General features: G+C 60.1%; 12 protein-coding genes and 1 tRNA gene. 4 read left to right on the top strand and 9 right to left on the bottom strand.

What is annotated here, in order from left to right:
• Positions 1 to 700: 700 nt before the first annotated feature.
• From ACTG1P_RS07295 to ACTG1P_RS07285, 3 genes are all read right to left on the bottom strand, one after another.
• Positions 701 to 2,200, bottom strand: a complete 1,500-nt coding sequence (locus tag ACTG1P_RS07295) for a histidine-type phosphatase (RefSeq protein ID WP_440000881.1) — start codon at positions 2,198 to 2,200, stop codon at positions 701 to 703.
• 215 nt (positions 2,201 to 2,415) lie between these two features.
• On the bottom strand, positions 2,416 to 2,850 hold the full coding sequence (locus ACTG1P_RS07290) for a hypothetical protein (RefSeq protein ID WP_064337011.1): 435 nt from the start codon (positions 2,848 to 2,850) through the stop codon (positions 2,416 to 2,418).
• The gene (locus ACTG1P_RS07285) at positions 2,847 to 3,380 is read right to left on the bottom strand and encodes a DinB family protein (RefSeq protein WP_440000880.1); all 534 of its coding nucleotides are present in this window, start codon (positions 3,378 to 3,380) and stop codon (positions 2,847 to 2,849) included. The genes ACTG1P_RS07290 and ACTG1P_RS07285 overlap by 4 nt, the downstream gene beginning before the upstream one ends.
• A 334-nt stretch (positions 3,381 to 3,714) precedes the next feature.
• Between ACTG1P_RS07285 and ACTG1P_RS07280 the strand changes: the two genes are divergently transcribed.
• On the top strand, positions 3,715 to 4,896 hold the full coding sequence (locus ACTG1P_RS07280; RefSeq protein ID WP_440000879.1) for a M28 family metallopeptidase: 1,182 nt from the start codon (positions 3,715 to 3,717) through the stop codon (positions 4,894 to 4,896).
• A gap of 177 nt (positions 4,897 to 5,073) precedes the next feature.
• Here the strand turns inward: ACTG1P_RS07280 and ACTG1P_RS07275 are convergent, their stop codons facing one another.
• A complete protein-coding gene (locus ACTG1P_RS07275; RefSeq protein ID WP_005347588.1) occupies positions 5,074 to 5,682 on the bottom strand; it encodes a short chain dehydrogenase in 609 nt (202 codons plus the stop codon).
• Between the two features lie 105 nt (positions 5,683 to 5,787).
• On the opposite strand from ACTG1P_RS07275, the gene ACTG1P_RS07270 reads away from it, so the two are divergent.
• Positions 5,788 to 6,669, top strand: a complete 882-nt coding sequence (locus ACTG1P_RS07270) for a LysR family transcriptional regulator (protein ID WP_440000878.1) — start codon at positions 5,788 to 5,790, stop codon at positions 6,667 to 6,669.
• 128 nt (positions 6,670 to 6,797) lie between these two features.
• Positions 6,798 to 7,712 carry a Gfo/Idh/MocA family protein gene (locus ACTG1P_RS07265; protein WP_440000877.1) on the top strand — a complete coding sequence of 305 codons (915 nt, stop codon included), beginning with the start codon at positions 6,798 to 6,800 and terminating at the stop codon, positions 7,710 to 7,712.
• A gap of 112 nt (positions 7,713 to 7,824) precedes the next feature.
• Here the strand turns inward: ACTG1P_RS07265 and ACTG1P_RS07260 are convergent, their stop codons facing one another.
• The 3 genes from ACTG1P_RS07260 to ACTG1P_RS07250 form a co-directional block, all read right to left on the bottom strand.
• Positions 7,825 to 8,175, bottom strand: a complete 351-nt coding sequence (locus ACTG1P_RS07260) for a TusE/DsrC/DsvC family sulfur relay protein (protein WP_019446869.1) — start codon at positions 8,173 to 8,175, stop codon at positions 7,825 to 7,827.
• Between the two features lie 24 nt (positions 8,176 to 8,199).
• The gene (gene yccS / locus ACTG1P_RS07255; RefSeq protein ID WP_139478746.1) at positions 8,200 to 10,365 is read right to left on the bottom strand and encodes a YccS family putative transporter; all 2,166 of its coding nucleotides are present in this window, start codon (positions 10,363 to 10,365) and stop codon (positions 8,200 to 8,202) included.
• A 164-nt stretch (positions 10,366 to 10,529) separates the two neighbouring features.
• Positions 10,530 to 11,186 carry a Bax inhibitor-1/YccA family protein gene (locus ACTG1P_RS07250; protein WP_005338308.1) on the bottom strand — a complete coding sequence of 219 codons (657 nt, stop codon included), beginning with the start codon at positions 11,184 to 11,186 and terminating at the stop codon, positions 10,530 to 10,532.
• A gap of 208 nt (positions 11,187 to 11,394) precedes the next feature.
• Here ACTG1P_RS07250 and ACTG1P_RS07245 point away from each other — a divergent pair.
• Positions 11,395 to 11,482 (top strand) — tRNA-Ser (locus ACTG1P_RS07245).
• Between the two features lie 104 nt (positions 11,483 to 11,586).
• On the opposite strand, the gene ACTG1P_RS07240 is transcribed toward ACTG1P_RS07245, so the two are convergent.
• Complete coding sequence (locus tag ACTG1P_RS07240; protein ID WP_440000876.1) at positions 11,587 to 13,392, bottom strand: amidohydrolase; 1,806 nt, start codon at positions 13,390 to 13,392, stop codon at positions 11,587 to 11,589.
• 194 nt (positions 13,393 to 13,586) lie between these two features.
• Positions 13,587 to 14,354, bottom strand: a complete 768-nt coding sequence (gene chbG, locus ACTG1P_RS07235; RefSeq protein ID WP_440000875.1) for a chitin disaccharide deacetylase — start codon at positions 14,352 to 14,354, stop codon at positions 13,587 to 13,589.
• Positions 14,355 to 14,369 lie beyond the last annotated feature (15 nt).

The following is a 14,369-nucleotide window of genomic DNA, read 5'->3' as shown; positions in this document are numbered from 1 at the left end:
ATAGCTTCTGCCATCTCTTTTCGAACCAATGCCAATTACCGCAGGCTACAGTCTCTTTTGGAGACGGCGGAGGGTGAGCCGGCGAAAAGCCTGCTAAAGCAGGCGCCCTGTGAACAGGGCTGATACTATTGGCGTTTATATCGGGTGCAGCATACAGAGCGATACGCTCGTGCTAGTAAACCTTAAACAATGTCCTCACTTGGGTCAATATATTTATTTCAATTATTCCGCATGTTGGGCTAAAAAATAGGTTGTGCTGAACGAAGTGAAGCCCAACTAGTATACTGAAAAATGTAACTGGAATTTGCTTTACCGAACTGCTGCCTCCATGCTCATCCCACTTTGGTTGCGCAATAATACTCACCTGTTGGGCTTCGCTGCGCTCTGCGCCAACCTACGAAATGAAAATACGCTACCGCCCGTGGATTACAGCTTCCAATATGCTCCCTTGACCAGCGATGGCAGCAACCCATCGCAGTTCAACAGGTTCTGAATGGCCATGGTAAGCCAAACGAAACTGCCGAGGCGAGCCTTTAAGTGATATAACCGTCAGAAATTAATCATTTTTTGCGCTTGATCAGCAAATGGAACTGGAAGGCGGCTTTATCGCCATATCCCGCTTTGGCAAGCAGGGAAGGGGTGTGAATTGGGGCGACCTGCTGGTCGCCCCTTGTGATTGCCATATCCGGTGCGCTAGGGGTTAGCCGTTATAGCCGTAGCAGCGCTTGAGCTCCTCGAAGTCGTAGTAGTGGCTGCCGCTCTGGTAGGGCTGGCAGCCGGTTTTAAAGGCGATCTCCTTTTCGTTGTAGAGCATCTTGACCAGCACCTGCCGCTGCCCGTTCTGGTAGATATCCCACTGAATATTGGCGGTATAGGGAGAGACCCAGCCGCCGCGCCACTCGTTGTTCTGCTGGCTGAACAGCTGATCCGCACTGGCCCCCTGACGGCTCCCTTCCAGCTTCATCAGGGCGGCGAGGGGGATAATGGCTTCGGCGTGGGCAAAGCGCAGGGTGGCCCGTCGGCTCTGCTCGCCTTCTACCACCTGACGCTGCACCTCGCCAAACAGGCCGTCGAGCAGCGGCTGGGCAATGGCGTAGGGGGCGCTCTGGTTGGTAAAGCTCGGCCCCTTCTCGTAGAAATCTTCCGCATCGGAGAGGTAGGAGAACCAGGCCGACTCCTCCGGAGTGAGGAACTGCTCCAGCGCCCAGGGCTCGCTGCCCTGTGCCTGCGCTTCGCGGATCATGCCGGGGCCGATGATAAAGAGGTTGTAGAGCATCAGGGCGGCATCCACTTCGTCGCGCACATAGGTCATGCCGCCATCCTCCGGGTTGACGGCGACAAACTCGACGCCGCCCGCCAGATAGTCGACAAAGCCCTTGCTGTAGATACGCTCCAGCATGCTGCGGGCCATCTCTTTGGTCTTGCTCAGGTTTTTAAGCTGATCCAGCGCCCTGGCCAGCTCGGGGGCCGGGGCGATTGCGGCATCTTCGTCGCCGATAAAGCGCTGGTAGCTCTCATAGGCGGGCAGGTAGCGGGCGTAATCCCCCTCGGGCGTGGTCTTGTGGAAGTAGAGCTCGAACTTGTTGACCAGCTTTTTGTCGATCTTCGAGGGGTCATCTTGCGTGAGGTAGCACTGCGCCGAGTCGCTGACATAGCTCACGTTGCGCTTGAGGCTCTCCATAAAGTAGAAGGCGCTTTCGTTGGCCCTGTCCTTGCCCGAGGTGACCACCTTGATGCAGTGGGGCTCGCTGCTGTTGAGCAGGGTCGGCAGCCGCGCCGCCAGCCGGGTGGCGAGATTAGCGTGCTCCTCCTTGCCCAGCGCCGAGAGCAGGCCATAGCCCAGCTTCTGGTTGGCGGCTGTCACCAGATCGACCTTGCCTCCCAGCCCCTGCCCGAGGGGGGTGAGCGCCCCCTGACGCTGCGCCTCTTCCCAGACCAGCTTGGTCAGCACGTCATATTTCGGGCTGGAGAGGGAGCGCGAGCCGTGGCGCGCCACCATCTCGGTAAAGACCGGGCTGAACCCCTGAGGCGCTGGCTCGTAGCTCTCCGCCTGCTGTTGCGGGCTGTAGACCGCTTTGGTGCTGTATTGGTAGGCAGTTTTGCCCTGGCTGTCGGCAGACGATTCGTTCTCTGACTGGCAGCCGCCAAGCAAGACCAGCGAGACGGCAACAGCCACATAAGAAGAGCGCGGGAAAGTCATGATGTTCCTTATCTATCCATATGAAAAATAAGTGAAAAACTCTATGACTTGAAAATGACCGCGGGATGTCAGCCAGATGACAGGCTGATGACTTCTGATAAAGCAGTAAGCAAGGGGAGGGGAGAGAGGATGGTTATAGGGAGGGCAATAGAGGCTCAACCAACCACTGCGCCGGTCACGGCTGAGTGGTCAGTGAGCGCGTTTGGGATGGGGCCTTATTGTCTTACCTCCTGCCCCTTGGCGTTTTGCAGGGTGTGAAACAGGTAGTGATCGTCCCGATCGTAATAGACGGTAATGGTGTGGCGCTGGGTATAGTCCGCCGCGACCCCAGCTACTGTCATCGGCACCAGGATCAGCTCCCCCAGCCCCAATGTCACGGCGCTCGCCGTGGCCTGGCCATTGCCGTCAGCGCGCTTGTGGATCTTGCCGAGCACGGTAAAGCGATCGCAGCCCTGCACCTTATCCTCGGTCAGAAAGGCGGCCTGCTGGCAATGCTGGGGCTCGCCCAGCTCGGCGCGAATGGTCGCGCGGGTTTCCCCCGATACAAGGGTGTTGCGAAAGCGCCCCGCGTAGTGATCGATGGCGGCAGCACAGCCGCTTAGTAGCCAAATCAGCAGCAGCGGTGTGAGCCGCAGGCAGGCGCGTATCATGGGCGGGTCCCGCCCTCTGCCAGAGGCGCATCACCCCTCCGCCCGGGCTCGCTGCGATGCAAAAAGGTGGTCAGGGTATCGCGCGGCGGCGTGATGCCGCACTGCACCAGAATCCGCCCGATGGCTCCCCTGTGATAGCCGCCATGAGTCACCAGATGGAGCAGCATTTCATCGCGGCTCATCTGCCCCTTGTCACCATCGACAAAGCGAAACGAGAGCGGGGTTGTCCCCTCTTGTTGGCTCAGCGACGTGACGTAATCCACCAGCCAGTTATCCAGCTTGGTGACTGCGCTGCGCAGGGCGGTGAGGGTCGGTGTCTCCGGCGTATTAGTGGCGGTAAAGTCGTGGCGTTCCCCCAGCAGATTGGCCTGGAAGATGGCATCGACCACATGGATATGGTTGAAGATCCTGAGGCAGGCGTGGTGTGCCTCGCCATATTGCTGCGCATCGAGTGTGGCGATCGCATCCAGCAGTTCGCCATCGGCCCAGCGTTTGTAGTGAAAGAGAGATTGCAGTGTCTTGTTGCTCATCGCGTCCTTGCCCTTGTCGTTTCGTGAAGTGCGGCATGTTAGCCAAAATGGGCTCAATACGAAACCCATTCTGTTGCAGCTTTGGCCCCCGCCATGCAAAAGCCCCGAGAGCTGGCACTGTCGGGGAAGAGGAAAAACATCGACAAGGCATTACAAAGGCATTGGGTCAGGCCTGAACGGGAGCAGGCATCGACATAGAGCACCTAGCCGCTAATAAGCGCCCTTTTTTCGGGACATCCACCTTTTTGACAGCAGTGAGTGCCTAGACTAGGTTGGTATTCCTATGAGGCCCATTAAGCCTGCTTACTGTTAACCATAACCGGAAGGATCCGACATGAAAGCGATGACTGCAGCCCTTTTGCTCCCCCTGATTCCCCTTGCCGTTCAGGCGGGGGCGCCCGTGTGGATCACCATTGGGGCCGATAGCGGGGTTGAACTCAAGCAGGTCAATGCCAAGCTCTCCCCCCTGTTCAGTGCCAGCGGGGCGCCCGTCCAGCTGGCCCAGATTGAGGCAAGCGAGCTTGGCTCCCTCTCGCACCTGATGCACGAAGGGCACCAGCGCTGCGGTGGCTATGTGGTGCACACGACCCTGGCCGATGCGCTGCAGAGCATGGCCCAGCCCCTCAGCCAAAACCTGTTCAGCGCACCGCCGTTGACCCAGGGGGCCAGTGTCAACCGGCTGCTGCCCCATCTGGATCAAGGCAATATCGCCAGCACCATCAGCAAGCTATCCGGCTGGCGCAACCGCTACTACACCACCACTACCGGCACGCAATCCGCCGACTGGGTGGCCAGCCAGTGGCAGAGCCTCGGCAGCACCCTGCCATGGGCCAGCGTCAGCCGTGTCAAACATAGCGGCTACCCGCAACAATCGGTGGTGCTGACCCTCAAGGGAAGCCGCTATCCGGACGAAGTGGTGGTGCTCGGTGGCCATCTCGATTCCACCGCCGGCTCGGCCCCCAACAGCAAGACACTGGCCCCCGGCGCCGATGATGACGCCTCCGGCATCGCCACCCTGACCGAGGTGCTGCGGGTCATCACCGAACAGGGCCGCCAGCCGGAGCGCACCCTGCAATTTATCGGCTATGCGGCGGAGGAGGTGGGCTTGCGGGGCTCCAAGGATATCGCCAGCCGCTACAAGGCGGCCAACACCAAAGTATTGGCCGCGCTCCAGCTGGACATGACCAACTACAAGGGCTCGGCGAACGACATCGTCTTTATGACCGACTACACCGACAAGGGGCTGACCGGCTACCTCACCCAGCTGATCGATGCCTACCTGCCGCAAGTCAGCTATGGCTATGACAGCTGTGGTTATGGTTGCTCGGATCACGCCTCCTGGCACAATCAGGGCTACCCCGCCGCCATGCCGTTCGAGTCACGCTTTAGCGAATACAACCCCAGGATCCACACGGCGCAGGATACGTTGCAAAACTCGGATCCCTCGGCTGGCCACGCTCTCAAGTTTGCCCAGCTGGCGACCAGCTTTGCCGTTGAAATGGGCAAGATCAACTGAGTCACAGGCGCGCTGCGCAAGCCAAAAGGAAGGAAGTCTCGGCTTCCTTCCTTTTTTTCTATCTTCTGTGCGGCTTTGTCCCCGTCATACAAAAAGCCCCGAGAGCTGGCGCTTTCGGGGAAGAGGAAAAACATCGACAAGGAATTACCAAAGCATTGGGGTCAGGCCTGAATGGGATTAGGCATCGACATAGAGCACCTGGCCGCTAATAAAGCCATCGACGGAGCGCTCAAACGCCTTGCCGACCAGAGCGCCCGGCACCGGCTGGAAGCCCGGCATCATCTCGCCATATACGTCCCACGCCTCTTCCAGTACGGTCGGGTTGACCACATTGATGCGAATGCCGCGGGGCAGCTCGTGGGCCACGCACTGGACAAAGGTATCGATGGCGCCGCTGGTGGTGGCATCGGCAATGGCCAGCGGGATCGGCTTGATATTGAGGATGCCGGAGATCAGGGTGAAGGAGCCCCCCTGATTGATGTAGTTGAGGCCGATATTGACCAGATTGATCTGCCCCATCAGCTTGCTCTGGATGGTGGTTTGCCACTGCTCGTCGCTCATCTCGCCAAAGGGGGCGTATTCGCAAAATCCTGCGGTATTGACCACCGCATCGAAGGAGCCCACGTTTTGGTAGAGCCGCTCGATGGACTCTCGGCTGGTGATATCCACCTGAAAATCACACCCTTCTCCGGAGCGGCTGGCGGTAATCACTTTGTGCTTGCCCAGACCACTGAGGGCGGCTTGCCCCATTTTCCCCTGAGCACCAATCAGAATGACTGTCTTCATCGTTAACCTCGCTTTGCTGGAAGAGCTGCAAGGTTAGAGGGCCACTGATACAATGTAAATCATTGGTAATTTGTATGTGATACAACTGAAATTGGTGAGGTGAGAGTGGAGAAGATCGATATCAGGCAGATGAGGGTGCTGGTGCTGCTGGTCAGATACAAGAGTGTGTCGCGGGTGGCCGAGCTGCTGGAGATCTCCCAACAGGGGGTGAGCAGCCATCTGAAAAAGCTGCGCGATCTCTTTCCCGCCGAGCTGTTTATCCGCCAGAGCGCCGGATTGCAGCCGACCGATTACGCCTGCGAGCTGGCCGCCAGGTTCGAGCAGATCCTGGCCGATATCGACGGGGTCTTTGTGGCTGCTCCCTTCGATCCCGCCAGCAGCGAGCGCACCTTCAGGGTGATGGCCAACGAGTATGCCCAGCTCGCCATTATCCCAAGGCTGGCGAGCGCCCTGCGCACTCAGGCGCCCTCCATCCGGCTCGATGTGGTGGACTTTCAGGCCGAAGCGCATCTGGAGGCGCTGGCCAGCGGCGAGGTCGATCTGGTGATTGGTTTTGATGCCTATCTCGACCCGGGGTTGCTGCGCGCCACCCTGCGCCGGGATCACTACTGTTGCGTGCTGCGCCGCGACTCCCGATATCTTCCGGACAAGACTCCGCAGGATATGGCGGCCATCCCCTTTGTGCAGTTCGCCAACAGCGTCGGCAATTTCGAAGGGCAGAAGAGCCCGCAGCAGGTTGCCAGCGCGGCGGTGGCGACGCTCCCCTGTTACACCTCGCTGCAAGCCTTTATGTCGGTCAATGACGTGGCGGCCTGCATTCCGTCGGCCATCGCCGCCCTCGGCGATTTTCGCGTGCTGGAGCTGGCCGGAGCGCCGCAGCCGTTCGAGGTGGTGGTCGGCAGACACCGCAAAAGTCAGGGCAATCTCGCCATCGAGTGGCTGGCCGAGGTAATCAAGTTGGTCTGCGATCTTGCTATGCCCAGATAACGCCACCGTTTGCCGAGAGCTGCACACGCCAGCCAGTTTGCTAACGGCAGGCTGGATCTGCGGGACAAATCCTGAGATGGTGCGGGCAGTTATCCGCTTGTCCCGTTATCGAGTGAAAAGGAGTTGAGATGCGCATTGCCATGATTGGTCTGGGGGATATCGCCCAGAAAGCCTATCTGCCGCTGCTGGCGAGCGACGAGCGGGTCACCCCGCTGCTCTGCACCCGCAATCCATCTGTGCTGGAAAAGCTGGCCCGCCAGTATCGGGTCGCCGAGTGCTTTACCGATGTGGCGGCCATGCTGGCCAGCCGCCCCGACGCCGTGATGATCCACGCCGCAACCGTCGTTCACCGCGAGCTGGCCGAGCAGTGTCTGCGCGCAGGGATCCCCACCTTTGTCGACAAGCCCCTGTGCGACAATCTGGCCGAGGCCGAGGCGCTGGCCAACCTCGCCATCGCGCAAGATTGCGCCCTCTTTACCGGCTTTAACCGCCGCTATCTGCCCGCCATGGCCGAGGCGCGCGCCCGGCCGATCACCGAGCTGAACTGGCAAAAGCACCGCTTCGCCCTGCCGGGCAAGGCGCGGGATTTTATGTTCGACGACTTTATCCATGTGCTCGACAGCCTCTGCTTCTATGGCGGCACGCCGGATGGGGAGTTCCATGCGGTATTGCGACCGGATATGAAGGACAACAGCCTGTTGGCCGGGGTCAGCGTCAGCTGGCAGAGCGGCGATCGCGCCATCAGCGGCAGCATGAACCGCAGCGCCGGGATCACCGAGGAGCGCATCGATGCCTACGGCGACAATCTCTCCCTGCACCTTGAGAACTGCACCCGCGGCAGCATCGCCCGCGACAAGACAGCGCAGGCGCTAGCCCCCAACGACTGGCAGCCGGTGCTGGCCCAGCGCGGCTTTGCTGCCATGCTGGAGCACTGGTATCAACAGATTGAATCGGGCAAGGCCGATAGCGAGCTGATTACCTCCTACCTGCACGGTCATTGGCTGGCGGAGCAGTTGGTGGCGCTGGCTGACAAGCGGAGTTAAGGCTGGCGGAAGCCTGAGATATATGAATGGGAGGTGCGCGAAGATAGCGCACCAAACACAACGGGGGGCCGCAGTTGCGGCCCCCCGTTGTTATGGGATGAGATGCATGGGATCAGATGCACTTCACCGGTTTGGGCAGGCCGCCAATCTTGGTCGCCTGCTTGGCGGGCCCTTCCGGGAACAGCTTGTAGAGGTAGCGGCTGTTGCCCTTCTCGGGGCCGTACTGTTTTTCCATCGCCTTGACCAGCGCGCGGATGGCGGGGGAGGTGTTGAACTCCAGATAGAAGGCACGCACAAAGCGCACCACTTCCCAGTGCGGCTCCTCAAGCGTGATCCCCTCCTGCGCTGCCAGCACCAGCGCCAGCTCCTCGCTCCAGTCGTTGCTGTTGAGCAGATAGCCCTTGGCATCGGTCTCGATGAGTTGGCCGTTGAATTCCAGCTGATGTTTTTCGGACGCAGACATGGGGGCTCCTCGCTAATGGGGCTATCAGGATTGGGCGGGCATGGTAGCGCCTTGATCCCCGGTGAGCAACCGGCTCTCGTTGGCCAGATGCAGCAGCTGATCCGCCAGCTCGCTAATGAGGTTGAGCTGCTGAGTCAGCATCAGTTGCTCCTCGCTGCTGTCGGGACTGCTGTCCGTGCAAAGAATGGGACACTGACCACCGATGGAGCTGGAGGGGTTGCCCGCCAGATGACCGGCGGCCTGCTCCAGGGTGTGGCAGATGTGGTGGCGTACCTCATCCAGCCCGCTGATGGCCTCCAGCTTGTCGCGATGGGCTCCCAGCGCCGAGATGTAGGAGAGCAGGGCGTGGTTGCGCCAGGTGAGGGTAAAGCAGAGATCGAGGAAGCGGCGGCGCTTTTGCGGCTCCACCAGCATGCTCTGCCAGGCGGTGGCCAGCTCGCTGTCCGCCAGATGGGCGCTTTTGCGCGCCACCCGATAGTCGATGGACTCGTCCCGCTGCTGCTTGAGGCTTGCCAGCACCGCCGAGAGGTAGCGGGCGTTGGCCGAGAGCGAATTGGCGATAAGCGTTGGTAGCCGTTTGTACTGCCAGTCCGGCCAGAGCCAGGCCACCAGCCCGTAAGAGATGAGGCAGCCGAGCAGGGTATCGAGCAGCCGCGGCCCGAGGATCGCAAAGCCGATGCCATCGAGCAGGTTGAACGCCATCAGCACGTAGAGGGTGATAAAGCAGACCGCAGCGCTGTAGTTGTTGCGCACCTGGGTAAAGAAGAGGAAAGCGGCCAGCCCCATCACCACCAGCTGGACGTGCAGCTCGGGGAAGAGCCAGAGCACCGGAATGCCCACCAGAATACCCGCGAAGGTGCCGAGCATCCGCTGCACCAGTCGGCGGCGGGTGGCGCTGTAGCTGGGCTGGCAGACAAACAGCACGGTCAGCAAAATCCAATAGCCCTTTTCCAGATCAAAGGCTTGCAGTATGCCGTAGCCAATCACCAGCCCCAAGGATAGGCGCAGCGCGTGGCGAAACACCATGGAGTGCAAGGTGAGGTGCTGCTTGAGCTGGGTCAGCAGCGGCAGGCGGGGTGGGCGCGCCAATGCGGGCAGCTCTTGCTCCGGCTGCTCGGGGTTTTGCAGCACTTCGGCGCTGCCGAGCAGCTGGTTGATGCTGGCCAGATTGCGGCGCAGGAACTTCATCGGCGTCAGCAGGGTTTTCGGGTAGTGCTGCTTGAGATTGGTGAACTCCAGCTGATCGCCGAGGGCCTCCAGCGTCCAGTGGATGCGCTTGTTATGGGCGTAGGGCTTGTGGACCAGAATGGCGTAACCGAGCCGCTGGCACGCCTCGGAGAGTTGCAGGAACACCTCCTGAAATCCTTCCAGTACGATGCCCTGTTTGAGCTCCGCTTCCAGCCGGCTGTAGGGGTAGTGACTGGAGGTGGCACGCTCGTGAATTTCCAGCGCCAGCAGATAGAGGCGCAGCAGGCTGGCAAGCTCTGGGCTCGCCGGATGGCGGCGGCTCAGGCGGGCGTTGAGGGCCGATTTGGTGAGGGTCAGCGCGCTCACCAGATTGATGTTGAGCTGGGCCAGATTGTGGCGAATGGCCTGAGCGCCGTGCTCGTCCGCCGGGAAGAAGCGGGACTTTTCCAGCAGGTAGCGGCCAAGGGCGAAGTAGCTCTGGGCCAGCTGCTCGTGCAGGGTTTTGTAGGGCAGCAGCCAGAGCCAGATAAACGAGACCAGCCCGTACCAGAGGGCGCCAGCGCCGAGGGCCAGCGGTTGGTAGAAGAGATCCGGCGCCTTGGCGGCCCCCAGCATGGTGTAAATGGCGATGAGCAGCGAGCCGAAGCTGATGGTGGCGTAGCGGGCCCCGAGCGCCCCCACCATCACGAAGATAAAGGTGGAGCTGGCGAGCCCGATGGCAAACAGCCAGGGGGTGGGGTAGAGATACTGCACGCACAGGGACGCAAACATGAAACAAATCAGCGTCATGGCGAGGTTCTTGAGGCGTCCCCACAGGCTGTCATCGGTTTCGGCGATGGCACCTGCCACTACCCCGAGGGAGAGCAGCACGGTGAGCTGGATATTGCCTGTGGCCAGGGTGAAGGCGAGCAGACCGAGAATGGCCAGCAGCACCTTTAGGGCGAAGTAGATGTGACTATCGGTCAGCAGTCGGCGCAGCAGGCCAGAGAGATCCATCGGCATGAAACAGGAACAACCCTTGAACGAAACGAGGGCAGGATGTTACCCCGCCAAGCGAGAAGCGGCCCTGATTTGGATCAGGGCCGCTTCGCATCATATCCTTGATTTGCAACTTATCCTGACAGAAACAGGAGCCAATAAAAACCCCGCCGAAGCGGGGTTTTTGATTAGTTGCGGTTGCCGCCAAGCAGGCTCAGCAGGCTCAGGAAAATGTTGTAGATGGAGACATACAGGGTGACGGTGGCAGAGATGTAGTTGGTCTCGCCGCCGCGCACGATCTGCTGGGTAGTCAGCAGGATGGCACCGGAGGAGAAGAGCATGAACATGGCGGACAGAGCCAGGCTCAGGGCGCTCATCTGCAGGAAGATGTTGGCAATCATGGCCACCAGCAGTACCCAGAAACCGACGAACAGCATGCCGCCGATGAAAGAGAGGTCACGCTTGGTAGTAAGGGCATAGGCCGACAGACCGAAGAAGGTGAGCGCGGTGCCGCCAAGGGCGGTCATCACGATCTCGCCACCACCATTGTTCATGTACATGTTGATGATGGGGCCCAGGCTATAGCCCAGCAGACCGGTCAGGGCGAAGGTGAAGACCAGCCCCATGCCGTTGTTGCGATTCTTCTCGGTCAGGAACATCAGACCGTAGACGCCGATCAGGAACACGGCCCAGTGCAGCGGCGGCATGTTCATCACGGTAGCGACCCCCGCCACCACGGCAGAGAAGCCCAGAGTGAGGGAGAGCAGCATATAGGTGTTACGCAGCACCTTGTTGGTATCGCGTACGGCACTTTGGGTGCCAGTGTAGATAGAACGGGTATCCATCTTGGGTGTCCTCTTGATGTCCGGGTGAGACAGCGAGCAGCCGTCTCGTGATCGCTGTTTGTTACTGCATGTTTACGCATTGTATGTAGAACAAATAGGGATGACGAGGAACAATTTCAAGCCACCTGCCATTTTGCTCCCGCACACTATCCCACAGGAAATATGTATTGCATATGAACAAGGGCTTAGCGTAGTATGCACGCCGTTCGGAGGGGTGGCAGAGCGGCTGAATGCACCGGTCTTGAAAACCGGCGATGGGCGACCATCCGTGGGTTCAAATCCCACCTCCTCCGCCATATTCAAAGAGAAAGCCCAAGCGGTCACCCGCTTGGGCTTTTTTGTATCTGCATTTTGGCGCTAAAGGCATGGCCCAACGCTGGAAGGCGTCAGGCCATGGGGTCTAGTGTGGCTGATGATGCAATAGGCCTGCTGCCACAATGGCTGTCGTGGCTACCGCACTGCAGCGTGTAGATTCCGTACAGCCTGTCGACTCCTGAGCGCTCTGCCCGTCACGCCGATAGACGGAGACCCCCTCCTTTATCGTCTCTTCGATCCGGATATCGGCCAAGGTCTCGGGTTTGACCTTGAGCGGATTGGCCGAGAGCACCACCAGGTCTGCCAGCTTGCCGACCTCCAGAGAACCCTTGTCGTGTTCCTCCTTGTATTGGGTCGCCGCCCACAGGGTCTGTGCCTTCAGTCCATCCAGAGCGGAGACCCGTTGATCCGGCCCGATGGGGCGTCCGGTACGGCTGATCCGGTTGACGGTCGCATAATAGACCCGCATGGCATCAGGCAGCGCCACCGGGGAGTCGTGGTGGGAGGTGAAGATCATCCCCAGTTCGCGCGCCCATCCGGTGGGGGAGATATGCTGCGCCCGCTCCTTGCCGAGCACGGAATCACTGTGCCAGTCCCCCCAGTAAAAGGTGTGCATCGGGAAGAAGGAGGGGAAGATGCCGAGTCGCTGGAATGAGGCGACCTGATCCTTGCGGGCGGTCTGGGCATGGATGGCAACGAAGCCGCGATCCGGTTTGCCATGTTGCTTCTCGCTGGCCTCAATCCCCTTGATCAGCTGATCGATGGCCGCATCACCGTTGACGTGGGTGAGCAGCTGCCAGCCATTGCGCTGGGCCAGTTCGATGTAGTGGGCGGCCTGCTCGTCGCTCATGCTGGGATAGCCCTTGTAATCGGCCTTTTGTCCGGCAGGAGGAACGAAATAGGGCTGGGTCAGCCAGGCAGTCTTGCCCTGGGGGGAGCCATCAAGATTGAGCTTGGCCCCGGCGACCCGAAAACCGTTCATGTACTTCTGGGCGTAGTAAGGCGGGGCGATAACGTCCCGCGCGATCTGGATGTCGGGATAGGCCGCCACGTCGAGGGGCAGCTTCTCTTTTTGGGCCAGCTGGTACATGGTCTTGACGGCGGAGGTAGAGGCGCGTCCCTCCTGAGCCGTGGTGTAACCGAAGCTGGCATAGAGTGTCATGCCTGCCTTGAAAATTGCCTCGTTTTCCCTGTCGTTCAAGTTGGCGAACATCGGCAGCAAGGCGCCGAAGAAGGCGGTCTCCTCCAGAACGCCGTTCGGGGTCTTGCCGTCCTCTTCACGGCGGATCTTGCCCCCTTCCGGCTCCTTGCTGTCCGGGCCGAATCCGGCCAGCGCCAGTGCCTTGCTATTGAGTGTCGCAAGGTGACCCGACTGGTGAATGATGAGCACCGGGAGCTCTTGTGATACGGCATCCAGCTCCTGACGAGTGGGGTGGCGTTTTTCCTTGAGCTGGGAGTCGTCATAACCGAAACCCAGGATGATCCCGTGCGCCTTGTTTTGCGGCTTGGCGACCCAGTTTCGCAGCGCCTGCTGCAGGTCCGCGATACCGGTCACGGTGCCATCAGGCGGGGCCAGCAGGTTGGCCGAAAGCGCCTGGATCCCGGTGTTGAATACGTGACCATGGGCATCGATAAAGCCCGGGATCAGGGTCTTGCCCTGCAGGTCGACCACCCGGGTTCCTTCATCACGCAGCTTGAGAATGTCGGCCTCACTGCCCAGCGCCAGAATGCGGCCATTTTTGACGGCCAGCGCCTGCGCCGTCGGCGCCGCATCATTGACGGTAACGATATCGCCACCGAGATAAATGGTCTGGGCGGTGGGTTTGGCGGGGCTTGCGGCATTGGCCGAACTTGCCGCCAGCAATGCGATGGCGATAGGGGTGATTTTCATGTGACATGCTCCATGCTGAAAGGTCACTGGGGGAAGGATCACGGCGTTTGCCCAATCAGGCAGGTTGTGAAGGAAATATGCAGAATATACAAGGATATACCTCACTCAAATGTGACGCAGCAGTGAATTTACCAGCCCCGTCACAAAAGCACAGGCCACTCCCTGGCCCCGTACCGGCTCCCCTGTCATCACTATTACGGTTGCCACTCCCGATAGCTGGTAAGGCGGTAGCCGCGCTCCGCGATCAGGGCGGGCAGGGACTGGTCGGTCAGGATCGCCAGTTCGTTGAGGCGGGGCTGGCAGTAGGAGCTGTCCTGCATCTCCAGATCGATAAAGGAGGGGTGGCACATGATCTCAAGAGAATTGGCACCTTCTTCACTGGCTTCATCGAGCAGTTGCAGCAGGTCGGCCCGGGTCAGTTGCTCGCCGTAGAAGCGGTCGTCGAACCGATCGCAGCTTTGCGAGTGGGTGACGGTCAGGCCGTGGCGGGCGACTTCACTCCGGTCGATGCGCAGGGGCAGTCCATGCGTCTTGGCGAAAGCCTCCACCAGCGGGTAGATAGTCGGTAGCATATGAACATGGTGGTGGCTGTCGATATGGGTCGGCTTTCTGCCGAAGATCGCGACAAAGCGCTGATACTGACTCGCCAGCTCGCCGGATATCTCGGCCAGATCCAGCTCTCCCGCCTCGCTCTTGTGCCAGATCCCCTTGTTGAGCTCGCCCTGCTCGTTCACCAGTGAAGTGAGCGGCGTGAGCGGTTTGCCCCAGCTGAGCATAAAGTGCAGCCCGACTGGCAGCTCGGGAAAGCGCCCGGCCAGCCAGGCGGCGTGTTCGATGGCGGGGGAGGTGACAATCGCAGTGGTGGAGCTGACGACCCCGTGTTCAAACGCCTCTATGATGCCGTAGTTCTGGGCGCGGCAGAGGCCGAAATCGTCGGCGTTGATGATCAATCTCTTGCTCATGAGGGTTCCCTTGCG

Source organism: Aeromonas sp. 11P, from assembly GCF_051920165.1.
GTDB lineage: Bacteria > Pseudomonadota > Gammaproteobacteria > Enterobacterales > Aeromonadaceae > Aeromonas > Aeromonas veronii.
The sequence above is the reverse complement of the archived record's forward strand: the minus strand, read 5'-3'. Positions and strand labels throughout refer to the sequence as shown.